This is a genomic window from Streptomyces coeruleofuscus, from assembly GCF_039532725.1.
GTDB lineage: Bacteria > Actinomycetota > Actinomycetes > Streptomycetales > Streptomycetaceae > Streptomyces > Streptomyces coeruleofuscus.
On record NZ_BAAASE010000003.1, the window covers coordinates 38,784 to 62,538 of the forward strand.

Annotated in this window: 24 protein-coding genes; 18 read left to right on the forward strand and 6 right to left on the reverse strand. The window is 71.8% G+C overall.

The annotated features are described in order from the left end of the window. The first annotated feature begins 148 nt into the window (after window positions 1-148). Genes aceE through ABFX81_RS11505 form a run of 3 tightly spaced genes read left to right on the forward strand, consistent with a single transcriptional unit; the run spans window position 149 to window position 4,472 of the window. Window positions 149-2,851: a pyruvate dehydrogenase (acetyl-transferring), homodimeric type gene (aceE, locus tag ABFX81_RS11495; protein WP_086853252.1), complete on the forward strand. Its 2,703-nt coding sequence runs from the start codon at window positions 149-151 to the stop codon at window positions 2,849-2,851. A gap of 59 nt (window positions 2,852-2,910) precedes the next feature. Next, entirely contained in the window at window positions 2,911-3,897 is a 987-nt protein-coding gene (locus ABFX81_RS11500) for a WYL domain-containing protein (protein ID WP_086853258.1), read from the forward strand. A 53-nt stretch (window positions 3,898-3,950) separates the two neighbouring features. Next, the gene (locus tag ABFX81_RS11505; RefSeq protein WP_346138006.1) at window positions 3,951-4,472 is read left to right on the forward strand and encodes a DUF4240 domain-containing protein; all 522 of its coding nucleotides are present in this window, start codon (window positions 3,951-3,953) and stop codon (window positions 4,470-4,472) included. Here the strand turns inward: ABFX81_RS11505 and ABFX81_RS11510 are convergent, their stop codons facing one another. Continuing rightward, complete coding sequence (locus ABFX81_RS11510) at window positions 4,473-4,694, reverse strand: hypothetical protein (protein ID WP_086853248.1); 222 nt, start codon at window positions 4,692-4,694, stop codon at window positions 4,473-4,475. After that, the gene (locus tag ABFX81_RS11515) at window positions 4,691-5,524 is read right to left on the reverse strand and encodes a peptidoglycan recognition protein family protein (protein ID WP_086853245.1); all 834 of its coding nucleotides are present in this window, start codon (window positions 5,522-5,524) and stop codon (window positions 4,691-4,693) included. The genes ABFX81_RS11510 and ABFX81_RS11515 overlap by 4 nt, the downstream gene beginning before the upstream one ends. Window positions 5,525-5,930: 406 nt before the next feature. Here ABFX81_RS11515 and ABFX81_RS11520 point away from each other — a divergent pair, with 406 nt between their 5' ends. Further along, window positions 5,931-7,115, forward strand: coding sequence for a MarP family serine protease (locus ABFX81_RS11520; protein ID WP_193506159.1), 1,185 nt, complete (start codon window positions 5,931-5,933; stop codon window positions 7,113-7,115). A gap of 7 nt (window positions 7,116-7,122) precedes the next feature. On the opposite strand, the gene ABFX81_RS11525 is transcribed toward ABFX81_RS11520, so the two are convergent. Next, window positions 7,123-7,620 (reverse strand): GNAT family N-acetyltransferase, encoded by a 498-nt coding sequence (locus ABFX81_RS11525; RefSeq protein WP_086854483.1) that lies wholly within the window; start codon window positions 7,618-7,620, stop codon window positions 7,123-7,125. A 70-nt stretch (window positions 7,621-7,690) separates the two neighbouring features. Here ABFX81_RS11525 and ABFX81_RS11530 point away from each other — a divergent pair, with 70 nt between their 5' ends. Together ABFX81_RS11530 and ABFX81_RS11535 are read left to right on the forward strand one after the other, a co-directional pair. After that, entirely contained in the window at window positions 7,691-8,593 is a 903-nt protein-coding gene (locus ABFX81_RS11530) for a TIGR01777 family oxidoreductase (protein ID WP_086854484.1), read from the forward strand. Between the two features lie 237 nt (window positions 8,594-8,830). Then, window positions 8,831-10,237: an FAD-dependent oxidoreductase gene (locus ABFX81_RS11535; protein ID WP_086854485.1), complete on the forward strand. Its 1,407-nt coding sequence runs from the start codon at window positions 8,831-8,833 to the stop codon at window positions 10,235-10,237. Window positions 10,238-10,300: 63 nt separating this feature from the next. Here ABFX81_RS11535 and ABFX81_RS11540 read toward each other — a convergent pair whose 3' ends face one another. Further along, complete coding sequence (locus ABFX81_RS11540; RefSeq protein WP_086854486.1) at window positions 10,301-11,773, reverse strand: NsdA family TPR-like regulatory protein; 1,473 nt, start codon at window positions 11,771-11,773, stop codon at window positions 10,301-10,303. 238 nt (window positions 11,774-12,011) lie between these two features. On the opposite strand from ABFX81_RS11540, the gene lipB reads away from it, so the two are divergent. The 4 genes from lipB (at window position 12,012) to ABFX81_RS11560 (ending at window position 15,129) form a co-directional block, all read left to right on the forward strand. Continuing rightward, window positions 12,012-12,812, forward strand: a complete 801-nt coding sequence (gene lipB / locus ABFX81_RS11545) for a lipoyl(octanoyl) transferase LipB (protein WP_086854487.1) — start codon at window positions 12,012-12,014, stop codon at window positions 12,810-12,812. Window positions 12,813-12,906: 94 nt separating this feature from the next. Continuing rightward, entirely contained in the window at window positions 12,907-13,872 is a 966-nt protein-coding gene (lipA, locus tag ABFX81_RS11550; protein WP_086854488.1) for a lipoyl synthase, read from the forward strand. A 260-nt stretch (window positions 13,873-14,132) separates the two neighbouring features. Beyond that, the gene (locus ABFX81_RS11555) at window positions 14,133-14,345 is read left to right on the forward strand and encodes an SCO2195 family GlnR-regulated protein (protein ID WP_346138008.1); all 213 of its coding nucleotides are present in this window, start codon (window positions 14,133-14,135) and stop codon (window positions 14,343-14,345) included. A 79-nt stretch (window positions 14,346-14,424) separates the two neighbouring features. Continuing rightward, window positions 14,425-15,129: a DUF4191 domain-containing protein gene (locus ABFX81_RS11560; protein ID WP_346138009.1), complete on the forward strand. Its 705-nt coding sequence runs from the start codon at window positions 14,425-14,427 to the stop codon at window positions 15,127-15,129. A gap of 108 nt (window positions 15,130-15,237) precedes the next feature. Here the strand turns inward: ABFX81_RS11560 and ABFX81_RS11565 are convergent, their stop codons facing one another. Next, window positions 15,238-15,705 (reverse strand): RDD family protein, encoded by a 468-nt coding sequence (locus ABFX81_RS11565; RefSeq protein WP_086854676.1) that lies wholly within the window; start codon window positions 15,703-15,705, stop codon window positions 15,238-15,240. A 210-nt stretch (window positions 15,706-15,915) separates the two neighbouring features. On the opposite strand from ABFX81_RS11565, the gene glnA reads away from it, so the two are divergent. From glnA to ABFX81_RS11600, 7 genes are all read left to right on the forward strand, one after another. After that, window positions 15,916-17,325 (forward strand): type I glutamate--ammonia ligase, encoded by a 1,410-nt coding sequence (glnA, locus tag ABFX81_RS11570; protein WP_086854677.1) that lies wholly within the window; start codon window positions 15,916-15,918, stop codon window positions 17,323-17,325. A gap of 111 nt (window positions 17,326-17,436) precedes the next feature. Then, the gene (locus ABFX81_RS11575) at window positions 17,437-17,709 is read left to right on the forward strand and encodes an SCO2583/SCO2584 N-terminal domain-containing protein (RefSeq protein ID WP_086855190.1); all 273 of its coding nucleotides are present in this window, start codon (window positions 17,437-17,439) and stop codon (window positions 17,707-17,709) included. Between the two features lie 43 nt (window positions 17,710-17,752). Then, window positions 17,753-18,124: a cupin domain-containing protein gene (locus ABFX81_RS11580; protein WP_086855191.1), complete on the forward strand. Its 372-nt coding sequence runs from the start codon at window positions 17,753-17,755 to the stop codon at window positions 18,122-18,124. Window positions 18,125-18,235: 111 nt separating this feature from the next. Next, on the forward strand, window positions 18,236-19,153 hold the full coding sequence (gene htpX, locus ABFX81_RS11585) for a zinc metalloprotease HtpX (RefSeq protein WP_086855199.1): 918 nt from the start codon (window positions 18,236-18,238) through the stop codon (window positions 19,151-19,153). Between the two features lie 7 nt (window positions 19,154-19,160). Beyond that, window positions 19,161-19,745, forward strand: a complete 585-nt coding sequence (gene pspAB, locus ABFX81_RS11590) for a PspA-associated protein PspAB (RefSeq protein ID WP_086855192.1) — start codon at window positions 19,161-19,163, stop codon at window positions 19,743-19,745. A gap of 79 nt (window positions 19,746-19,824) precedes the next feature. Next, the gene (locus tag ABFX81_RS11595) at window positions 19,825-21,468 is read left to right on the forward strand and encodes an alpha/beta fold hydrolase (RefSeq protein ID WP_346138010.1); all 1,644 of its coding nucleotides are present in this window, start codon (window positions 19,825-19,827) and stop codon (window positions 21,466-21,468) included. A gap of 115 nt (window positions 21,469-21,583) precedes the next feature. After that, on the forward strand, window positions 21,584-22,783 hold the full coding sequence (locus ABFX81_RS11600) for a DNA glycosylase AlkZ-like family protein (protein ID WP_086855194.1): 1,200 nt from the start codon (window positions 21,584-21,586) through the stop codon (window positions 22,781-22,783). A gap of 78 nt (window positions 22,784-22,861) precedes the next feature. Here ABFX81_RS11600 and ABFX81_RS11605 read toward each other — a convergent pair whose 3' ends face one another. Further along, a complete protein-coding gene (locus ABFX81_RS11605) occupies window positions 22,862-23,176 on the reverse strand; it encodes a hypothetical protein (protein WP_086855195.1) in 315 nt (104 codons plus the stop codon). Between the two features lie 199 nt (window positions 23,177-23,375). Between ABFX81_RS11605 and ABFX81_RS11610 the strand changes: the two genes are divergently transcribed. Further along, window positions 23,376-23,735, forward strand: a complete 360-nt coding sequence (locus ABFX81_RS11610) for an ArsC/Spx/MgsR family protein (protein ID WP_086855196.1) — start codon at window positions 23,376-23,378, stop codon at window positions 23,733-23,735. Window positions 23,736-23,755 lie beyond the last annotated feature (20 nt).

The following is a 23,755-nucleotide window of genomic DNA, read 5'->3' on the forward strand; positions in this document are numbered from 1 at the left end:
TCCTCAACCCTTTGATCGATCATCGATCAGCGAGTTACAGTCGCCGACGGGCTTGCCACCCAAGCTCCAGCCCTGTCCTGCCAAAGACAAAGGGCACCCCCGATCCCCTTACGTGAGGGAACCCCCTTCGACTGAGGAAGGCGGCGACATGACCGACCCCAACGCCATCCAGCCGAGCGAGCTCGACCAGCTCCCGGACCGGGACCCGGAGGAGACCGCCGAATGGCAGGCCTCCCTGGACGCGGTGACCGAGGCGGCCGGGCCGCACCGTGCCGCGTACCTGATGCGGCGCACGCTGGAGCGTGCCGAGGGCGCCGGCATCGCGCTGCCGAAGCTCCTGGAGACGGACTACGTCAACTCCATCCCCACCGCCGCCGAGCCGGCCGTGCCCGGTGACGAGGCGATGGAGCAGCGGATCACCGCGTGGAACCGCTGGAACGCGGCCGCGATGGTCACCCGGGGCAGCAAGTACGGCGTCGGCGGCCACATCGCCACCTTCGCCTCCGCCGCCTGGCTGTACGAGACCGGCTTCAACCACTTCTTCAAAGGCAAAGAGGCCGACGGCTCCGGCGACCAGCTCTACATCCAGGGCCACGCCTCCCCCGGCATCTACGCCCGCGCGTTCCTCGACGGCCGTCTGAACGAGGAGCAGCTCGACAACTTCCGCCGCGAGTCGGGCGGCAACGGCCTGCCCTCCTACCCGCACCCGCGCCGCCTGCCCTGGCTGTGGGAGTTCCCGACCGTCTCCATGGGTCTGGGCCCGCTCTCCGCCATCTACCAGGCGCGCTTCAACCGCTATCTCACCAACCGCGGCATCAAGGACACCTCCGCCTCGCACGTGTGGGCGTTCCTCGGCGACGGCGAGATGGACGAGCCCGAGTCGACGGCGGCCCTCGCGCTGGCGGCCCGTGAGGAGCTGGACAACCTCACGTTCGTCATCAACTGCAACCTCCAGCGCCTCGACGGCCCGGTCCGCGCCAACTTCAAGATCGTGCAGGAGCTGGAGGCCCAGTTCCGCGGCGCCGGCTGGAACGTCATCAAGACGCTGTGGGGCACGGCCTGGGACGAGCTGTTCCGGCTCGACACCACGGGCGCGCTCGTACGCCGTCTGCGCCAGGTACCGGACGCGCAGATCCAGACGTACCAGACCCGCGACGCGGCCTACATCCGCCAGGACTTCTTCGGCGGCGACCCGGCGCTGGCGGAGATGGCGAAGCTGCTGAGCGACGACAAGATCCTCGAGTGTTTCCACTTCTCGCGCGGCGGTCACGAGGCGCGCAAGGTGTACGCCGCGTACAGGGCGGCCGTCGAGCACAGGGGCGCGCCGACCGTGATCCTGGCCCAGACGGTCAAGGGCCACACCCTCGGCGAGGGCTTCGCGTCGAAGAACGCCAACCACCAGATGAAGAAGCTCTCGGTGGACGAGTTCAAGAACATGCGCGACCTGCTGGAACTGCCGATCTCCGACAGCGCGTTCGTCGACGGCGTGGTCCCCTACGGCCACCCCGGCGCCGACTCCCCCGAGGTCCGCTACCTCCAGGAGCGGCGTGCCGCCCTCGGCGGTCCGGCCCCGGCCCGCCGCGTCCACCCGGTCGCGCCGCTGCCCGCCCCGGCGGAGAAGGCGTTCGCCTCCTTCGACAAGGGCTCCGGCTCGCAGAACGTGGCCACCACCATGGCGTTCGTCCGCCTGGTCAAGGACCTGGTCCGCGACAAGGAGACCGGCAAGCGCTGGGTGCCGATCGTCCCGGACGAGGCGCGCACCTTCGGTATGGAGAGCCTCTTCCCGTCCCTGGGCATCTACTCGCCCAAGGGCCAGACGTACGAGCCGGTCGACCGCGACCAGCTGATGTACTACAAGGAGGCCCAGAACGGCCAGATCCTCAACGAGGGGATCACCGAGGCCGGTTCGATGGCCGACTTCATCGCCGCTTCGACGTCGTACGCGACGCACGGCGAGACGATGATCCCGTTCTACATCTTCTACTCGATGTTCGGCTGGCAGCGCACGGCCGACCAGATGTGGCAGCTCGGCGACCAGCTCGGCCGCGGCTTCCTCGTGGGCGCCACGGCGGGCCGTACGACGCTGACCGGTGAGGGCCTCCAGCACGCCGACGGCCACTCCCCCGTCATCGCGGCGACGAACCCGGCGGCGCTGACGTACGACCCGGCCTTCGCGTACGAGGTCGCGGCCATCGTCAAGGAGGGCCTGCGCCGGATGTACGGCGAGGCGACCCCGGGTGAGGACCAGAACGTCTTCTACTACCTGACGGTCTACAACGAGCCGCTGCCGCAGCCCGCGAAGCCGTCCGTGGACGGCATCGACGAGGGCATCGTCAAGGGCCTGTACCGCTTCAACACGGCGGAGTCGGCGGGCATCACGCCTCCGGCCAACGCCCCGCGGATCCAGCTGCTGGGCTCCGGTACGGCGATCCACTGGGCGCTCAAGGCGCAGCAGTTGCTCGCCGAGGAGTGGGGTGTGGCGGCCGACGTGTGGTCGGCTACGTCCTGGAGCGAGCTGCGCCGGGACGCCCTGGAGGCGGACGAGGCGCTGCTGCGCGGCGAGGAGCGGATGCCGTTCGTCCGGCAGGCGCTCCAGGGCGCCGAGGGCCCGGTGCTGGCGGTCTCCGACTACATGCGCCAGGTCCCGGACCAGATCGCGCAGTGGGTCGAGCAGGACTGGTCCTCGCTGGGCGCCGACGGCTTCGGCCTCTCGGACACCCGTGAGGCGGCCCGCCGCCACTTCGGCGTCGACGCCGAGTCGATCGTCGTCGCGGCACTGGCCCAGCTCGCCAAGCGCGGCGAGGTCAAGGCGACAGCCGTGAAGGAAGCGCGCGCGAAGTACGGTCTGTAAGAGCTGCAGGACAGGAGGCTCCCGCTGCGGCGGGGGCCTCCTCCTGCATGATGTGCTGCATGCGCGCTGCCCGGCTCATCAAGATGGTGCTGCTGCTCCAGTCCCGGCCCTCCATGACGGCCGCCGAGCTCGCCCGTGAGCTGGAGGTGTCGGAGCGGACGGTCACACGGGACGCCCAGGCCCTGTCGGAGGCGGGTGTGCCGGTGTACGCGGACCGGGGCCGGGCCGGCGGTTACCGGCTGGTCGGCGGGTACCGGACGCGGCTGACCGGGCTGCACCGCAGCGAGGCCGAGGCGCTGTTCCTGTCCGGGGTGCCGGGGGCGCTGCGCGAGATGGGGTTGGAGGACGCCGCCTCGGCGGCCCAGCTGAAGGTGTCGGCCGCTCTCCTGCCCTCCTTGCGGGACGCGTCGAGAACGGCGGCGCAGCGGTTCCACCTGGACGCGCCGAGCTGGTTCAAGGAGCCGAAGACGCCCGTGCTGCTGCCCGCGGTCGCCGACGCGGTGTGGGACGACCGGCGGGTCACCGCCCGCTACCGGCGCGGTGAGGACGAGGTCGTCCGGGAGCTGGAGCCGTACGGGCTCGTGCTGAAGGCGGGCGTCTGGTACCTGTGCGCACGGGTGGCCGGGGGCGGGTCCTTCCGGGTGTACCGGATCGACCGGTTCACGGCGGTGGACACGGCCGGGGAGCGCTTCGAGCGGGAGCCGGAGTTCGACCTGCCGGCCTTCTGGGAGGAGCGGGCGGAACAGTTCGCGCGGTCCATCCTGCGGGCCCGGGTCGTGGTCCGGCTGTCCCCCGAGGGTGTGCGCCGGCTGCCGTACACCCTCGACTCGCTGTCCGCCCGCGAGGCCCTGGCGGACGCGGACGCGCCGGGCGACGACGGCTGGGTGACGGTGGCCCTTCCGGTGGAGTCCGAGGAGGTCGCCCACACCCAGCTGACGGCGCTGGGCCCGGAGGTGGAGGTACTGGTGCCCGAGAGCCTGCGCGAGCGGTTCGCCGGGGACGCGCTGCGGCTGGCCGGGCTGTACCACCCCCGGGACGGCGTATAACGATCGCGCGCACTCCGGGTGCGCCCCTGTGCCCCAGGGCCGATGCTGGACCCGTGATGGACGAGACGGAGTTCTGGGAGCTGGTGGACGACACCCGGGAGGGCGCCGAGGGCGACCCGGAGGAGCAGGCCGACCTGCTCGTGGAGCGGCTCACGCAGAAGGACCCGGACTCGGTCCTGGACTTCGCCCGGCACTTCGAGTCCCGCTACAACCGTGCCTACCGCTGGGACCTGTGGGGCGCCGCCTGGGTGCTGCTCGACGGGGCGAGCGACGACGCCTTCGACTTCTTCCGGTGCTGGCTGATCGGCCAGGGCCGCCATGTCTTCGAGGGCGCCGTGCACGATCCGGACTCGCTCGCCGAGCTGCTGGACGACTTCGACGAGGAGATCGACGGCGACGGCGAGGAGCTCGGCTACGCGGCGGACGAGGCCTACGAGCAGCTCACCGGCACGGTCGCCCCGGACCTGGGGATCCCGCCCGCGCCCCCGGAACCCGAGGGCACCCCGCTCGACTTCGAGAACGAGGACCTGCTCGCCGAGCGCTATCCCCGGCTGTGGGAACGCTTCAGGGGCTGATCAGGCGGCCCGGCGGCGGCTCGTGCCGGACGGCGGGTACGCCTGCGTCCGGTCGGCCGTGACCGCGTGGTGCAAGGGTGCGGCGTTGGCCTGGTCGAGGGCGGACGCGGTCGCCGCGGCCGGGCCCAGGACGACGGTCGCGACCGCGCAGAGCACCGCCCAGGGGCCGCGTGGGGCTGCCCCGGCTCGGATCCCCGGGTTCCTCGTACCACCGTTGCTCATGGTCCCCACCTCCGGTCGGCTGCCTGTGATGGTGACCGTAGGACGCCGGGATCCGAGGACCCTGCGCGCCGGCTGTGGCCTTCCTGTGGACCCGCCGGCCGGCCCTGCAAGCGGGCGGCCAGTCGCCTGATCTCCGGCAACCGGGCGTGCAGGGCGGCGCCCGGGCAGCTGGTCATGTAGCCGTCGTTGTGGCCGGCGAGGGCGGGCAGCTCGGCGGTGGTGCCGGCCGCGTACCGGCTCAGGCCGTTGCTGGAGACCAGACGGACGCTCGCCCGCGGGTCGGTGCCGGTCAGGCCCAGCTTCCAGGCGGACAGCGCGGCGATGGAGTGGATCATCGCCCGGGGCACGGGCATGCCCGCGGTGAAGGTGCCCAGGGCGGCGATGCCGGTGGTGCCGTGGTTGAAGCCCTGGGTGTGGGCGCCGGTGACGGCCCGGTCGACACCGCCGGCACGGCCCTCGTAGACGGTGCCGCAGCGGTCGACGACGAAGTTGTAGCCGATGTCGTCCCAGTCGCGGGTGCCGGTCTGGCCGGTGTAGAGGTCGCGGAGGATGCGGGGCGCGTCGGCGCAGTCGTAGCCGTTGGGCGAGTCGGTGTGGTGGACGAAGACGGCGGCGACCCGGTCGTCGTAGCGCGGGCGCGGCTGCTTGCGGGCGGCGTCGCCCAGCCACTGCGATCGCGGCACGATGTGCGGGCGCGGGGCCGTGTGGGGCGTGGCGGCGGGGCGGTGCGTCGCCGTGCGGCCGCCGGTCTCGGCGGCGTGCTCGACGCCGTGGGCGCACAGCACCAGCGCCACGACGGCGGCGACGCCCGGCAGGCAGCCGAGCAGCACCCGGGCCGCGCGCGGCAGTCCGGCTATGCCGGGTGTCCCGGCTGCGCGGTGCCTGCGCGTACCCCGCCGTCTTCGGAAGAGCCGTCTTCGCGAGACACGCATGATCCCACTGTCGGCCTGATCCGGTCCGTCCGCGATGTGTGATGTGCCACCCGGTGGAACCATCGTCACGGTCCGCGACGTTTTTCCGAGTGCACGCGTGCGTGGCCGGTTCTGATCATTCACGCGCGTGTGACTGATCACCGGGCCCTTCCCCCACGTACTAGGGGGCGTTTGCAAGTCCTGTGCGGTGCCCGCGGTGTTCGGTGCGTGCCCTCGGTGCGGCGAGGGTGCGTGCCGGGCGCCGTGGGTACTGTGCGGGACTTGCGAACGCCCCCTGGGGGTTCCGACAGAAAGGCGGCGTTGCGTGGACCTGCTCGACATCCTGCTGTTGCTGGTCGTCCTGGCCTACGCGGCATCCGGCTACCGGCGCGGGCTGGTGGCCGGCTGTGTGTCGCTCGCGGGTTTCGTGGGCGGTGCGGTCGTCGGCGTGTGGATCCTGCCGTGGGTGATGGACCTGGTGCCGCCGGCCACGACGCGCGCGACGGTGACGGCGGTGCTCACGGTGCTGCTCCCGGCGGTGGTGGGGCACGAGCTGGCGGGGCGCCTCGCGCTCAGGCTGCGGCGGGAGCTGGACCGGGGGCCGCTTCGCGTGGCGGACGGGATCGGCGGGGCGGTGGCCAACGCGGTGGCGGTCCTGATCGTGGCGTGGGTGGCCGCGAGTGTCCTGGGCGCTTCCTCGTCGCCGCTGGTCACCTCGGCGATCCGGGACTCGCGGCTGCTCGGCGCCGTGCAGCGGACGATGCCGGACACCACGCCGGCCTGGTTCTCGGGGGCCACGTCCGCGCTGACCGAGGCGGGCTTCCCGCAGGTCTTCAACCCGTTCGAGAACGAGTCGACCGCCGAGGTCGCCGAGCCCTCCGGCGACAGCGTCACGGCGGCCGCCACCAACGCCGCCAAGCTGAGCACGGTCAAGGTCGAGGGCGTCGCGGGCACCCAGGGCCGCGAGGGCAGCGGGTTCGTGTACGCGCGGGAGCACGTGATGACCAACGCCCACGTGGTGGCGGGCATCGACGAGCCGACCGTGCAGATCGGCGGGGTCGGGCGGACGTACGAGGCGCGGGTGGTGCTCTTCGACCCGCAGAAGGACGTGGCCGTGCTGTACGTGCCGGGTCTCAAGGCGCCCGTGCTCCGCTTCGACGACGAGGCCCGGCGCGGCGACTCGGCGGTCGTCGCGGGCTATCCGCAGGACGGCGACCTGAACCTCCAGGCGGCGACGGTCGCGAACCGGGTCCGGGCGACGGGCCAGAACATCTACAACGACGACACGGTCACCCGCGAGATCTACTCGATCCGCTCCACCGTCCGCCCCGGCAACTCCGGCGGCCCCCTCCTCACCACGGACGGCCGGGTCTTCGGCGTGGTCTTCGCCCGCTCCACCTCGGACGCCGAGACGGGCTACGTACTGACGGCGGCCGAGGTCTCCTCCGACGCCGAGCGCGCGGCGAGCGCGACGGCACCGGTGGACACGGGCGAGCTGGCCGAGTCGTAGCCCGGGCTCAGAGGGAGCGCCCCATCAGCACATCGTCGACGTACGTCCCGTCGAGCAGGAACTCCTCGGGCAGGATCCCCTCCACCACGAATCCCTCGGCCTCGTAGAGCCCCCGGGCGGGGATGTTGTGGGCGAGGACGCGCAGGGTGAGGCGGCGGGCGCCGCGCCGGCGGGCCTCGTCCACGGCGGCCCGGACCAGCGCCCGCCCGACACCCCGGCCGCGCGCCTCCTCCGGGACGGCGAGGCCCTGGATCTGCCGGACGTGCCGGTTCGCCTCGACCGGCGTCGGGAAGCCGAGATGTACGTAGCCCGCCAGGCGGTCACCGAGTTCGGCGACCAGGCAGTCCCCGGGGGTGTGCCGCTCGCTGAAGAACGGCGGGTACGGCGGCTGCGGCCGGGGCATCACCGCGTGCAGGTGCGACCACGCGAGACGGTCCAGCAGGGCCAGCCCTTCGCCGTCATCGGGCACGGCGGTGCGGATACGGAGTTCGCTGGGCTCGGGCATGGGCGTCACCCTAGGTCGCAGGACCGTGGCCCGACAGGGAATTCAGGCGGCTGCCGGGCAGGATGGGCCCATGGAACGCTCACGTATCGCAGTGGCCGGCGCCTCCGGTCTCATCGGCGGCGCCCTGGCGCGGTCCCTGGCCGCGGACGGGCACGAGGTGGTGCGCCTCGTGCGCCGTGCGCCCCGGGCGGCGGACGAGGTCCGGTGGGATCCCGAGGGCGGGCGCGCGGACGCGGCCGGGCTCGCCGGGTGCGACGCGGTGGTGAACCTGGCCGGCGCGGGGGTCGGCAACCGCCGCTGGACGGACGCCTACAAGCAGCGGATCCGCGACAGCAGGGTGAACGGCACGGCGGCGCTCGCCCGGGCGGTCGCCTCGCTGGACGAGAAGGACCGGCCGCGGATCCTCGTGAACGGCAGCGCCATCGGCTACTACGGCGAGACCGGGGACCGGCCCGTCGACGAGAGCGCGCCGGCGGGCGCGGGCTTCCTGCCCGAGCTGTGCGTGGAGTGGGAGGCCGCCACCGCACCGGCCCAGGAGGCCGGCGTGCGCACGGTGATCACCAGGACCGGGCTGGTCGTGTCCCGTGAGGGCGGTGCCTGGGGGCGGCTGTTCCCGCTGTTCCGGGCCGGGCTCGGCGGGCGGATGGGCGACGGGCGGCAGTACTGGTCGTTCGTCGCGCTGCACGACGAGGTCGCCGCGATCCGGCATCTCGTCGACACCGACGGCCTGTCCGGGCCGTTCAACATCACCGCCCCGAATCCCCTGACGAACCGTGAGATCACGGCCGTGATGGGGCGCGTGCTGCACCGCCCGACGCTGTTCGCCGTGCCCGCGCCCGTTCTGCGGAGCGTGCTCGGCGAGATGGCCGGGGACGTGCTCGGCAGCGCCCGGATCCTGCCGACGCGACTGCTGGAGTCGGGGTTCCGGTTCGCCTTCCCGGAGATCGAGGGGGCGATCCGGGCGGCGTTGTGACGGGCCCCGAGACCGCGACCGACGGTTCCGAGACAGCTCTCCGCGCCGCACACCAGCCCTCTGTGACCACTTCACGCCCAGAAGACCTCCGAATGCGACCGCTGTGCGACCGTGCCCTGCCGATGCGCGACTCCCCCTGACCGATCGCGGCCCTACTCTCGACCAGAACTCGCGTATCCCTGGGGCCTGTTGAGGGCATGACGTCTCCAGCGCCCGCGCAACCTCGAGGAGGGGCACGTGCTTGAGCCCGCTTACCAGGCGGACGTGGTCGTCGTGGGGGCCGGGGTCGCCGGACTCTCGGCCGCGCACCGGCTGACCAGCGCAGGAGTGACGACCATGGTCCTGGAGGCCGCCCACGGGGCGGGCGGCCGCATGGCGACGGAGAAGGTCGACGGCTTCCGGCTCGACAGAATCGGCCAGTTGCTGTCCACGGCGTACCCGGAACTACGACTGACACCCGGCCTCGGCGGACTCGTGCTGCGCCCCTTCGCGCCCGGTGTCCTGCTGCACGGCGACGGACGCCACCATCGCGCGGGCGTCCAGGCGGGCGCAGGGGGCGCACGGGGCGCACTACACGCGGTGCGCGCCCTGGCGAGCGCCCCCCGGTCGCCGTCCGCGCCCAGGCCGCCCAGGAGGCCGGTGGCGGTGCCCGGACGGCAGGTCTCCGTGCCCCGGAGCCGGTCCGGTGCCCCGCTGGGCACGGCGGTCGACCAGGCCCGCCTGGGAGCCGCCCTGACCCGGCTGGCGGGCACACCGGCCGAACGGCTGCTGGCCCGCCCGGAGCTGCCCGCCGGCGAGGCCCTGGCGGCCCGTGGGCTGCCCGCCCGGACGATCGACGGCTTCCTGCGTCCGCTGCTCGCCGCTCTGCTGTACGACCCGGGCCTGACGACGTCCAGCCGGTGCGCGGACCTCGCGCTGCGCGCCTTCGCGCGTGGCCGGCTGTGCCTGCCCGAGGGCGGCGCCGAGGCCCTGCCGGAGCTGCTGGCGGGCACACTGCCGCCGGGCACCGTGCACACCGGCGTGCGCGTCACCTCCGTCTCCACGACCTCGGTGACCACCGCCGAGCACGGCGAGATCCGCTGCCGGGCGGTCCTGGTGGCGACCGGTGCCAGGGCCGCCGCGGAACTGCTGCCCGGGCTGCGGGTGCCGGACTTCCACCCGGTGACGGTGGTGCACCACACGACCGACGAGCCGCCGGGGACGGGGGCGTCGCTGCTGCTCGACGCGGATCTGGGTGGGCCGGTCGCGCATACGGCTGTGGTCAGCCGGGTCGATCCGTCCCGTGCTCCGGAGGGGCGGGCGCTGGTGTCGTCGACCGTGCTGGGGCGGCCGCCGGGGGATGTCGACACGGCCGTGCGAATGCATCTGGCGCGGCTGTACGGGGTGTCGACGGCTCGGTGGGAAACGTTGGGTGTGTACCAGACGGCTGAGGCTGTGCCGGCCATGCGGCCGCCGCATGATCTGCGGCGGCCGGTGCGGTTGATCGCGGGGCTGTATGTGTGTGGGGATCACCGGGACACCAGTACGGTTCAGGGTGCTCTGCACTCTGGGCATCGGGCGTCTGCGGCGATTTTGGCGGACTTGGGGGCGGGGCGGTCCATGCATGTTGCCGACCCTGTGCCGACCGTGCCCCGGGCTGCATAGGTATTTCGTCGGGTGCGGGCGCATGGGGGTTGTTCGCGCGGTTCCCCGCGCCCCTCAGGGCCTCTACCCAAGGGCCGCTACCTTGTCGCGGTAAGTACGCACCGGGGCGGCGTCCTTGTAGGGCTCCAGTCGTCGCTCGAAGTCCCTCACGTACTCCACCGCCCGCACCGAACGCATCTCCGCCGCCTGCCCCGCCGCCTCCGCGGCCAGTTGGCAGGCCTGGTCGAGTTCGCCGAGGCCGAGGCGGGCGGTGGCGAGGACGACGCGGCAGAAGAGGCGGCTGCGGGCGTAGGACGGGGCACGGAGCTGGAGTGAGCGTTCCGCGTGCTGGGCGGCGGCGCGGAACTGCTGAAGGTCCCGGTGACAGTGCCCGAACTCGTCGGCGAGCTGTGCCTCGTCGAAGAACTTCGCCCAGTGCGGTACGTCGTCCCCGGGCCGGGCCGTCTCCAGGGCGCGCTCGGCACGGACCAGTGCGGCCGTGCAGGCCCGCACCTCGCCGAGCACGCCGTGTCCGCGTGCCTCGGAGGCGTGCAACAGGGCCTGCACGACGGGCGGGCCGGAGGTGCCGACGCCCTGCTGGGCCACCCGGGCGAGCTGCACCGCCTCCCGCCCGTGCCCGAGGTAGACGGCCTGCCGGCTCATGGTGACCAGCACGTACGCCCCGTACGTCCGGTCCCCGGCCGCCTGGGCGAGCCGGAGCGCCTGCACGAAGTAGCGCTGGGCGAGGCCGTGCGCGGCGATGTCGTACGACGTCCAGCCCGCGAGCCGGGTCAGGTCGGCGGCGGCGGCGAACAGCCGGCGGCCGGTCTGCTCGCCGTAGGTGCCGCGCAGCATGGGCTCGCACTCGTGCTCCAGATAGCGCACGAGGGCCTGGCGGGCGTGGCCGCCGCCGTAGGCGTCGTCGAGGGTGCGGAAGAGCTCGCCGACCGAGCGCAGGGCGGCGATGTCGCCGGCGGTCACCTTCTGGCCGGGTCCGCGTTCGATCTGCCCCCGCTGGCGGGGCAGGGACGGCACGCCCTGCTCGGCCGGGGGCCGGAGGGCTGCGCGGCCCTGGGCCGGGATGCGGGCGGCGGGCGGCTCACCGCGGGCCACCTTCTCGTCGGCCCGGCCGATCAGCCAGTCCCGGCTCGGCACGACGAGCCCGGCCGGCGTGAAGGCGATCTTGCGCAGCTCGGCGTGGCTGCCGGAGTCCTTGCGCCACAGCCCGCTGACGATGTCGACGGCCTCCTCGGGGGTGGACGCGAACTCCAGCCCCGCGTAGACGGGCGCGCAGGCGTCCAGGCCGAGGTCCTGGGCGGTGAGGCGGCGGCCCAGGCGCCGGGTGAAGACCTCCGCGATCAGCGCGGGCGTGGTGCCCCTGGGCTGCTGGCCGCGCAGCCACCGGGTGACGGATGTCTTGTCGTATCTCAGGTCCAGCCCGTGTTCGAGACCGAGCTGATCCACGCGACGGGCGAGACCCGCGTTGGAGAACCCCGCTTCTGCGATGAGCGCGGCGAGCTGTCGGTTGGGGGTGCGCTGCGCGGGTCGTTCCGTCATGGTGCGGTGCGGTCTCCTGCCTTCCGGTGTGGGTGATCTGCCGGATTGCCTGTGAGCAGGCCTTTTGGCTTGCTGGACGGCGCGAATGTAGCGGAGAGTAAGCACTCCATCACACATTTTCCCGGACATTCATCCGATCGTGTGAGGATTGACCCCAGGACTGACGCGTCCGGGCCGGACGTACAGTGGCTTGGGCGCGATAGGTGCCTGACACACCCGTCCGAGGGAGGCGCTTGCCGTGAGTGGGTTGCGGTTCGTCCGCATGGGGTTCGGTGACGAGGCCGTCGAGTACCAGGAGGCGTGGGACGAGCAGCGCCGGGTGCACGCGGCGCGCTTCGCGGACGAGGTCCCCGACACCGTGCTGCTCCTGGAGCATCCCCCTGTCTACACGGCGGGACGGCGCACGGCGGACAACGAGCGGCCCCTCGACGGCACGCCGGTCGTCGACGTGGACCGCGGCGGCAAGATCACCTGGCACGGCCCCGGCCAGCTCGTGGGCTACCCGATCCAGAAGCTCCCGCGCCCGGTGGACGTCGTGGCCCACGTACGCCGCCTCGAAGATGCCCTGATCCGCACCTGCGCGGAATTCGGCCTGGAGACCACCCGCGTCGAGGGCCGCAGCGGGGTGTGGGTCCTGGGCGACCCGGTCGAGCAGCGCCCGGCGCTGGGCGGACTGGCCCTGGACTTCGACCCGCGGCTGCACGACGAGGAGTTCGATCCGCGCCTGAACGGCCCGGAGTACGCGCCGTCCAACGCGGGCCAGCGCCGCGAGGACCGCAAGATCGCCGCCATCGGCATCCGCGTGGCCAAGGGCGTCACCATGCACGGCTTCGCGCTCAACGTGAACCCGGACAACAAGTGGTTCGACCGGATCATCCCGTGCGGCATCCGTGACGCGGGGGTCGCCTCCCTGGCCAACGAACTGGGCCGCGACGTCACGATCGAGGAGGTCCTGCCGGTCGTCGAGCGGCACCTGAGGGACGTCCTGGAGAACGCCGAGCTGAAGCCCCGGGAGATCGAGAAGGCACCGGCGGCATAAAACGGGCTGTGGAGGGGCTGGCACCCACACAGGCTTTCAAATCAACGGGCGTACCCTTGAGGGCGCCGAAGAATCAATCGCTAGGGAGCCGGTCGTGTCCGCAGTCGCACCCGACGGACGCAAGATGCTGCGCCTGGAGGTCCGCAACAGCCAGACCCCCATCGAGCGCAAGCCCGAGTGGATCAAGACCCGGGCGAAAATGGGCCCCGAGTACACCAAGATGCAGAACCTCGTGAAGAGCGAGGGCCTGCACACGGTCTGCCAGGAAGCCGGCTGCCCCAACATCTACGAGTGCTGGGAGGACCGCGAGGCCACCTTCCTCATCGGCGGCGACCAGTGCACCCGGCGCTGTGACTTCTGCCAGATCGACACGGGCAAGCCCGAGGCGCTCGACCGCGACGAGCCCCGCCGCGTGGGTGAGTCCGTGGTCACCATGGACCTGAACTACGCCACGATCACCGGCGTCGCCCGCGACGACCTGGAGGACGGCGGCGCCTGGCTGTACGCGGAGACCGTCCGCCAGATCCACCAGCAGACGGCGAACCGCGAGGCCGGCCGGACGAAGGTCGAGCTGCTCGCGCCCGACTTCAACGCCGTCCCGGAGCAGCTGGAGGAGGTCTTCTCCTCCCGCCCCGAGGTCTTCGCGCACAACGTCGAGACGGTCCCGCGGATCTTCAAGCGGATCCGCCCCGGCTTCCGCTACGAGCGCTCCCTGAAGGTCATCACCGAGGCCCGCGACTACGGCCTGGTCACCAAGTCGAACCTCATCCTCGGCATGGGCGAGACCCGTGAGGAGGTCAGCGAGGCGCTGAAGCAGCTGCACGGGGCGGGCTGCGAGCTGGTCACCATCACGCAGTACCTGCGGCCCTCCGTGCGCCACCACCCGGTGGAGCGCTGGGTCAAGCCGCACGAGTTCGTGGAGCTGAAGGAGGAGGCCGAGCAGATCGGCTTCTCCGGTGTGATGTCGGGCCCGCTGGTGCGGTCCTCGTACCGTGCCGGGCGGCTCTACCAGATGGCCATGGAGCAGCGGGACGCGCGCATCGCGGCCCAGGCGGTCTGACGAACCGTCACCGCCCTTCCCGATAAAGGGTCCGACAAGCGTGTGAATTCGCGCACAAGAGACTACCCGCCGGTAGTGACCGATTTGACGCGGTCCTGACCGTCCTCGCAGATGAGGGCACATGTCAGGACCGCGTCGCCGTTCGACGGTTTCCAACCAGGGCTTCATGGGTGTTTGACCGGCCGGTCATGCCCTGGTAACACCAATCAGTGACGCTGAACTCACAGCACGTACACCGCTCCCGAGGGGGGACCTCACCCATGCAGGCCGCGCCCGTTCGCGCCACCGCGATTCCGTCCTTCACCACCGCCCTGCGTGCCGTCGAGTCGCTGCTGCTGAGCAGCGGTCAGCGCACCGCCCGCCGCAACGCCTGGACCTCCGTGCTGGAGGACCGCCGTCGCGCCAAGGACCGGGTCGAGGCGCAGCGCGTCCTCGATCAGTCCCTCTCCCGGTCCCTCTCCGTCCACCCCTGAGGCCCGCCCCCCTTCCCCGCGAGCGCTCCCGCGGACACTGCCGTCGAAGGCGCTTGTGGGGCCACGTAGACTTCGGGTCATGGCGAGGAAGGAAACCGCAGCGGACGCTGCGAACCCCGGGCGACTGAAGCAGATCGCCCTGACCTACAAGATGACCCGCAGGGCCGACACGAAGATCGGTCTTGTACTCGCGGCAGTCGGAATCGTCACCTTCGGTGTCTTCCTCGCGATCGGTTTCTTGATCGGTCACCCCATCTATGCCGGCATCCTGGGCCTCCTGCTCGCCTTCCTCGCGACGGCGATCGTGTTCGGGCGCCGGGCCGAGCGGGCCGCCTTCGGGCAGATGGAGGGCCAGCCCGGTGCCGCGGCGGCGGTGCTCGACAACATCGGCCGGGGGTGGACGACGACCCCCGCGGTGGCGATGAACCGCAACCAGGACGTGGTGCACCGCGCGGTCGGCAAGGCCGGCATCGTGCTGGTCGCCGAGGGCAACCCGAACCGGGTGAAGTCCCTGCTCGCGGCCGAGAAGAAGAAGATGAACCGCATCGTCGCGGACGTCCCGGTGCACGACCTGGTCGTGGGCACGGGCGAGGGCCAGGTCGAGCTGAAGAAGCTGCGCACGACCATGCTGAAGCTGCCCCGCGTGCTGACCGGCCCGCAGGTCACCGCCACGAACGACCGGCTGCGTGCCCTGGGCGACCTGATGAGCAACATGCCGCTGCCGAAGGGGCCGATGCCCAAGGGCATGCGGATGCCGAAGGGCGGCGGGCCGAAGGCGCGCTGACAACCCGCACACCACATGAGTGAAGGGGCGGCCGGAGTGATCCGGCCGCCCCTTCACTCATGTCCGTTCGTTCATGCCCGTTCGTGCGTTCATGCCCGTTCGCGCGTGTCAGATGCGGACCTCGACCGTGCCCGCCAGCCGGTCGTGCAGGCCCCGGCCGTCGCGGTCCCAGATCAGGGCGGGGATCGCGAGGAAGAGCAGGACCGTGCGCAGCGCCGCGCGCCACGGGCTGACGCGTCCGGTGTCCAGGGCGAGCACCCGCAGGCCGAGGAGCCGCTTGCCCGGCGTGAAGCCGACCGTACCGACCGTGAGCACCATCAGGGCGAACATGATGAGCGGCGCCCAGATCTGGGCCGCTTCGTTGTAGCTCTGGGTGATGAGACCGTATGCGATCAGGAGGCTCAGGCCCCAGTCCACGGCGAGGGCGCCGAGCCGCCGCCCAGGGCGGGCGATCGAGCCGGGTCCCTCCTCGGGCAGACCGAGCTGCTCACCCCGGTATCCGAAGTCGACACCGGCCTCTTCCGCCGCCGCGCGGGGCCCGGAAAGCCACGATCCGAGTGCTTGCCTGTTGTCCACCCGTCCACGGTACTGCGCCCGGAAATGACCAGGGCACGGCGGGGTGCGTCGGGGCTACGGTGGAAGGTGAGCCGGTTAACTTGTGCGAAACAAATGAGTCACGCCCGAGAAACCACCCGTCCCTAGGGTCGAGGTCAGCGTGTGCCACCCGCACTGGCCGCACGAACGAACTACCACCCCGGCGGGACGGTCGGGAGTAGGAGGAGCTGGATGTTCCAGAACGCCGACGAGGCCAAGAAGTTCATCGCGGACGAGGACGTCAAGTTCATCGACGTCCGCTTCTGCGACCTGCCGGGCGTGATGCAGCACTTCACGGTGCCTGCTGAGGCGTTCGACGCGGACGAGGAGCTGGCCTTCGACGGCTCGTCCATCCGCGGCTTCCAGGCCATTCACGAGTCCGACATGGCGCTGCGCGCGGACCTGTCGACCGCCCGTGTCGACCCGTTCCGCCGTGACAAGACGCTGAACATCAACTTCTTCATCCACGACCCGATCACGGGCGAGCAGTACTCCCGTGACCCGCGCAACGTGGCGAAGAAGGCCGAGGCCTACCTGGCCTCCACCGGTATCGCGGACACGGCGTACTTCGGCCCCGAGGCCGAGTTCTACGTCTTCGACTCCGTCCGCTTCGCGACCACCGCGAACGAGTCCTTCTACCACATCGACTCCGAGGCCGGCGCCTGGAACACCGGCGCCCTCGAGGACAACCGTGGTTACAAGGTCCGCTACAAGGGCGGCTACTTCCCGGTCCCGCCGGTCGACCACTTCGCCGACCTGCGCGCCGAGATCTCCCTGGAGCTGAACCGCGCCGGCCTCCAGGTCGAGCGCCAGCACCACGAGGTGGGCACCGCCGGCCAGGCCGAGATCAACTACAAGTTCAACACGCTGCTCGCCGCCGCCGACGACCTCCAGCTCTTCAAGTACATCGTGAAGAACGTGGCGTGGAAGAACGGCAAGACGGCGACCTTCATGCCGAAGCCGATCTTCGGTGACAACGGCTCGGGCATGCACGTCCACCAGTCCCTGTGGACGGGCGGCTCCCCGCTCTTCTACGACGAGGCCGGTTACGCGGGCCTGTCGGACACCGCCCGCTACTACATCGGCGGCATCCTCAAGCACGCCCCGTCGCTGCTGGCCTTCACCAACCCGACGGTGAACTCGTACCACCGCCTGGTCCCCGGCTTCGAGGCGCCGGTGAACCTGGTCTACTCGCAGCGCAACCGCTCCGCGGCCATGCGTATCCCGATCACGGGCTCGAACCCGAAGGCCAAGCGCGTCGAGTTCCGCGCGCCCGACTCCTCCGGCAACCCGTACCTGGCGTTCTCGGCGCTGCTGCTCGCGGGCCTGGACGGCATCAAGAACAAGATCGAGCCGGCCGAGCCGATCGACAAGGACCTGTACGAGCTGGCTCCCGAGGAGCACGCGGGCGTCCCGCAGGTCCCGACCTCGCTCCCGGCCGTCCTCGACTCCCTCGAGGCCGACCACGAGTTCCTCCTCCAGGGCGACGTGTTCACGCCGGACCTGATCGAGACGTGGATCGACTACAAGCGCACGAACGAGATCGCGCCGCTTCAGCTGCGTCCGCACCCGCACGAGTTCGAGCTCTACTTCGACGTGTGATCGACGCCTGATCGAGACACCACGACCGCGCCCTCGCTGTCCGTTCGGACAGCGAGGGCGCGGTCGTTTGTTCTATTCTGCTGGCAGGACCCACACGGGGGTGGAGAGGGAATGCCCGAGCACGAACAGGACGGCCAGGAGCGCGAGTTCGACCTCAGATGGGCGGACAGCGCCGAGCACAAGGAGCCCTCCGCGCGGGCCCGTATGCTCGCCGCGCGCTGGAAGCACGATCCGCCCGGACCCGTGCCCTTCCGGCCCGAGCCCGACCACAGGGGGTCCGGTCGTCGGTCGCGCTCGTCGTGGGTGTCGACGGTCGTGGTGCTCGGCTGTGTGGCCGCGGTGATCCTGCTGCTCGGGTACATCAACTTCCGGGCGCCGTACTAGGGCGGGCGTTGGCAGGTCAACGCGGCTGCTAGCGTCCGGCCACGTGGATGACGGTGTGTACGTGGGCAACGCGGGCGAGGACGCGGCGCTGGACCGGGGCTGGCTCCTCGGGCACTTCAAGGGCGTCGGCGATCCGCGCCACAGCGAGGCCGTCGAGGTCAAGTGGGGTGTCCACCCGGCGGGCGACGAACGGTCGCAGTGGGTGCGGGGTGAGGAGCGGACCGCGCTGCTGGTTCTCGTCAGCGGGCGGTTCCGGGTGGAACTCCCCGGCCGCAGCGTCCTGCTGGAGCGGCAGGGGGACTACGTCGTGTGGGGGCGCGGGGTCGATCACTCCTGGTTCGCCGAGGAGGAGTCGGTGGTGCTGACGGTCCGGTGGCCGTCCGTGCCCGGGTACGTGGTGGCCGGAGACGGCTGACGGCTGACGGCTGACGGCTTTGCCTGGCCCGGGGGTGATCGCGACCCGTTCATGGGCGGGGGCGGGTGCACACTGGCAGAGGGACGAGTGCCTGACTGCGGGGTGATGCAGATGCACAGCCGTTTCCGGAGCGACCGGCGGTTGACCACCCGTATGGGGATCACACTGTTCCTGCTCGGGCTGGTGTACGTGGGGTTCGTCGCGGCGCTGATCGTGCTGCTGAAGTCGTGGGTGCTGGTCGTGGTCGTCGCGGCGGCGGTGCTCGGGGCCCAGTACTGGTTCTCGGACCGGGTCGCGCTGTTCGCGATGCGGGGGCGGGTCGTCGAGCGCGAGGAGTTTCCGGAGCTGCACGGGGTCGTGGACCGGCTGTGCGCCATCGCGGACATGCCCAAGCCGGTGGTGGCCGTGTCCGATATGGACATGCCGAACGCGTTCGCGACGGGGCGGAACCCCGACCATGCCGTGGTCTGTGTGACGACCGGGCTGCTCAGGCGCCTGGAGCCGGCCGAGCTGGAGGGGGTGCTCGCGCACGAGTTGTCACACGTGGCGCACAAGGACGTCGCGGTGATCACGGTCGCCTCGTTCCTCGGTGTGCTCGCGGGGCTGATCGTGCGGTTCGCCTTCTACTCGCAGCTGTTCGGCGGGGGCCGCAGGGACCAGAACACGGCAGTGGTCTTCGCCGCGGTGATGGGCGTGTCGGCGGCCGTGTACGCGGTGAGCTTCCTGCTGATCCGGTCCCTGTCCCGGTACCGGGAGCTGGCCGCGGACCGCGCGGCGGCGCTGCTCACCGGCCGGCCCTCGGCGCTGGCCTCCGCCCTCACCAAGGTGTCGGGGGACATCGCCCGCATCCCGACGAAGGACCTGCGCACGGCCCAGGCCTTCAACGCCTTCTACTTCACGCCGGCGCTGGGCCGCGAGCCCGGTGTCGCGCGGCTCTTCTCGACGCATCCGAGCCTGGAGCAGCGGCTCGACCAGCTGGGCCGGATCTCCGCCGAGCTGGGCGAGGCGGCGGCGCCCGGAGGGGTGTGAGCGGGGCATGGGGCTGCTGGACATTCTGCTCGGCCGGACCAAGCCGGTCGCGCCGGATCTCGACCGGCTCTTCGCGCTGCCGTCGGCAGCCGTGACGCTGGAGGCCGCGGCCGGCTTCACCCCGACCGGGCAGGGCGCGGTCTGCTTCGCCACGGTCGAGGGCGCGGCCTTCGAGCAGACCCACCGCGAGGTGCGGGCGCTGCTGGACGCGGACAGCGACCGCGACGGCCCGCCGGTGGAACTGCGGCAGGACGACTACGGCTACTCCTGGCTGGTCTCGCACCGCGCCCCCGACCAGCTGGCACCGCTCGTGACGGATCTGCACGCCGTGAACAGCCAGATGGAGGTCAACGGGTTCGGCCCCCAACTGCTGTGCTCCCTGGCGGGGTTCCGGGACCGGTCGGGCCGGCGGCTCGCGCTGGTCTACCTCTACAAGCGCGGCACCTTCTACCCGTTCGCGCCCCTGCCGGGAGAACCCCGGCGGCGGGACAACGCGCTGGAGCTCCAGGTGCGGGCGGCGATCGCCGGCGACCTGCCGATCGAGCAGGATCTCGGTCGCTGGTTCCCGGTGTGGGGAGCGCCGGGGCTGTGATCGACCCATGTGATCGCCCTGTGTGATCACCCTGTGTGATCGCCCCTCGCAAGGCCCGGCCGCGTGAATGAATGGCCGTATGAGTGAGCTGATCCCCTTCACGCATGCCGTCGACGGTGAACGACTCAGCGGGCTGTCCGGCGGCACCGGCCCGGGTGAGCCGGCCAGGGCGACCGCCGTACTGCTGCACGGCGCGGGCAACGGCAGCAAGGAGCGGCTGCTGCCGTTGCTGTCGGAGTTCGCCGCGCACGGCTGCCACGCCCTGGCCTTCGACTTCTCCGGGCACGGGGAGAGCACCGGCCTGCTGCCCGAGCTGAGCCTGCGCCGCCGCTTCGAGCAGGCCGTCTCCGTCATCGACGCGCACGCGCGCGTGGAGGGGCCGCTGGTCCTCGTCGGCTTCAGCATGAGCGGCCAGACGGTGGCCGATCTCGTCCGGCACTACGGGGACCGGGTGGCTGCACTGGGGCTGTGCGCGCCGGCGGTGTACGCGGCTCAGGCGTGGGACGTGCCGTTCGGTGCGGGTGACGGGCGGTTCAGCGAGATCATCCGGCGGCCCGGAAGCTGGCGGGAGTCGCCCGCGCTCGACGTCCTGCGGGGGTACGAGGGGCGGGCGGTGCTGGCGGTGCCGGGCACGGACGAGGTCATCCCGCCCGCCGTGACGGAGGCCGTCTCGGAGGCGCTGGCCCGGCGCGCCCAGTTCACCCACTGGGAACTCCCCGAGGCGGAGCACCGGTTGGGCCTGTGGTTCCGCGACCACCCCGGCGACGTGCGGGAGTTCGTCACGGCTGTCCTGACCGGGCTGGGCGAGCAGGGCTGGACGGCCACGCGCGCGTGGGTGACCAAGCAACTGCCGGAGGGCCGTACAGTCGACAAGTCGGCTTTTCTGACCGGTGGTTGGAGCGCGCAGATGCGGCGGCTCACCCTCGACGACGGCACCGGGCTGGTGCTGCGGACCTTCGTGAAGCCCTTCTTCCGGCGGCACGCCCCCGGGCTGCTGGCCCGCGAGGCGGACGTGCTCACGCTGCTGGCCGGGCAGGAGGGCGTGCCGGCGCCCGAGCTGACCGGCGTGGACGCGACCGCCGAGCACTGCGACCATCCGTCCCTGCTGATGTCCGTACTGCCCGGCCGGGTCCGGGTGGACGAGGCGGACGACCTTGACCTGCGGGTGGACCTGCTGGCGGCCCAGCTCTCCCGGATCCACCGGGTCGTCCCCGAGGAGCGCCCGCGGCTGTACCAGGCGTGGACGTCCCCGGAGCGGGTGGACGCGCGGGAGGGTGCGTTGTGGGAACGAGCGGTGGACGTGATCCGCCACGACCCGCCGCCGTACGAGGGTTGCTTCCTGCACCGCGACTTCCACCCGGGCAACGTGCTGTTCACCGGCTCGGGGGCCGGGCTGCGGATCAGCGGTGTCGTCGACTGGGTGGAGACCTCGTGGGGCCCCGCCGACCTGGACGTCGCCCACTGCTCGACGGCCCTCGCGCTGCTGTACGGCCCGGAGTACGGCCTCGGTTTCCGGGAGCGCTACGAGGCCCACGGCGGCCACCGGCAGGCCGACGGCCCGGACCACCTGTACTGGCGGCTGCTCGACGCCCTGGCCTACGCCCCCGACGCGGCGAAGCTGGCGGGCCCGTGGCGGGAGCTGGGCCGGACCGATCTGACGCCGGAGGTGCTGGCCGGGCGGCTGGAGCCGTATGTGGCCGGCCTGCTGGAGCGGTACGCCTGAGAGGCGGTGGCCGGTGCGGGTGACGGCCGACTGTCAGTGGTGTTCGCGATGATGCGGTCGGATCGGAGCGATGTCCGGAGCGATGTCCGGAGCGATGTGACGACTGGAGGCCGATATGGGCGATAGGGCGCAGCGGTACATCGGGGTGGCGGAGCGGCGGGCCCGGCTCGCGTTGCGGCAGCGGCTGGCCGGGCAGGCGCGGGCGGGAACTCCCGAGGAGGTCGCCGGTTCGCTCGTCGCCCTGCACGGCACGGACCCGGCGGCGGTGTACCTGGCCGTGGGCGCTCGGCTGGCGGATCCCGCGAAGACGGTGGCGGAGACCGGGCGCGCCCTGTACGACGAGCGTTCCCTGGTGCGGATGCACGGCATGCGGCACACGGTGTTCGTGTTCCCCACGGCCCTCACCGCCGTCGTGCACGCCTCGACCGGCCTGGCGGTCGCCGCCCGGGAGCGGGCCGCGCTGCTCAAGGCCATGGCGGCGGCCGGGGCGCCGGACGCGGCCTGGCTGAAGGAGGTCGAGGATGCGGCGCTGGCGGCACTCGCCCGGCGCGGGCAGGCCACGGCCGCCGAACTCGCCCAGGACGAGCCGCGGCTGCGGGAGCAGTTCGTGTACGCAGCCGGCAAGAGCTACGAGGGCCTGCACACGGTCTCGACCCGGCTGCTGAAGGTGCTGGGCGTCGAGGGGAAGGTCGTACGCGGCCGGCCGCTCGGCTCCTGGACGTCCAGCCAGTTCCGCTGGGCCGTGGCGCCCGAGCACCCCGAACTGGACCCGGCGCGGGCGCAGGCGGACCTGTTGGGACTGTGGCTCGCGGCGTGCGGTCCGGCGACCGAGGCCGATCTGAAGTGGTGGACGGGATGGCGCGTGACGGACGTCCGCCGGGCGCTGTCCGCGATCGGGGCGCAGCCGGTGTCGCTGGACGAGGGCACGGGATACGTGACCGACGGCGACGTCGACGAGGTGACCGCGCCCGGCGAGCCCTGGGCCGCACTGCTGCCCGCCCTCGACCCGACGGCGATGGGATGGCAGCAGCGCGACTGGTATCTCGCACCCGAGCTGCGGCCCCGGCTGTTCGACCGCAGCGGGAACGTCGGGCCGACGGTGTGGTGGAACGGCCGCGTGGTCGGCGGGTGGGCCCAGCGGCCCGACGGGGAGATCGTCTGGCGGATCCTCGACGAGGAGGGGGTGGGCCGGGAGGCGCTCACGGCGATCGAGAAGGAAGCGGAACGGCTGAGCGGGTGGGTGGGTACAACCAGGATCACACCCCGCTTCCGGACGCCGCTGGAGAAGGAGCTGGCGGCGGGCCGGGAAGCTTGAGAACACCGACGCCGGGTGCCCTGAAGAACGGGCACCCGGCGCTCGGGATCGGGTCAGGTCAGGTCAGGTCAGGTCAGATCAGCGCGCGTACCGCATGAGCGCCCTCACCATGTGACACGTCGTGTCCGACGGCGGGTGGACGCCGATCAGTTCCGCCGTTTCGCGGATCGTCTCGTTGCGGGCCTGGTTCGGCATGTAGACGCCGGAGTCGAGCAGGGCGATGGCGAGGCGCATCGCCTTGAGGCGACGGTTGTGCGTGACGTACCACTCGCGCGGACGGCCCGGCGGCAGCGGCCGCTTCTCCACGGGCACGTACGGCAGGTCGAGCAGGACGGGGCGCTTCGCGGTGGACTGGGTGGGCAGCGGCTTCGGCTTGAGTGCGGCAGCGGGCACAGGCATCCTCCTGTCGCGGTGAGGGCGGCTCACCGGGGTCCTCGGCGACCCCGGCGCCACCCTCGAACACTGCTTCTATTCTACTGCCCACCACTGACAAAAGGCCCTGGCCACAAGGGCTTTCGGGGGTGCCGTGACACAAGTGGAGAACGGGTTTCGTGCCACGCTCCCCGGCGTCACGGAGGCGTACCGTGGGGCCATGGAGATCTGGATCAACCCGGCCTGTTCGAAGTGCCGCAGTGCCGTGAAGCTGCTCGACGCCGGGGGCGCCGACTACACCGTCCGCCGCTACCTGGAGGACGTGCCGAGCGAGGACGAGATCCGGGGTGTGCTGGACCGGCTCGGACTGGAGCCCTGGGACATCACCCGCACCCAGGAGCCCGCCGCCAAGGATCTCGGCGTCAAGGACTGGCCCCGGGAGGCGAGTTCGCGGGAGCGGTGGATCAAGGCCCTCGCCGAGCACCCCAAGCTGATCCAGCGGCCGATCATCACGGCGGACGACGGTACGGCGGTGGTCGGGCGCACCGACGAGGCCGTACAGGACGCCCTCTCCCGTTAGCGGGCCCCCTGAAGATCTCC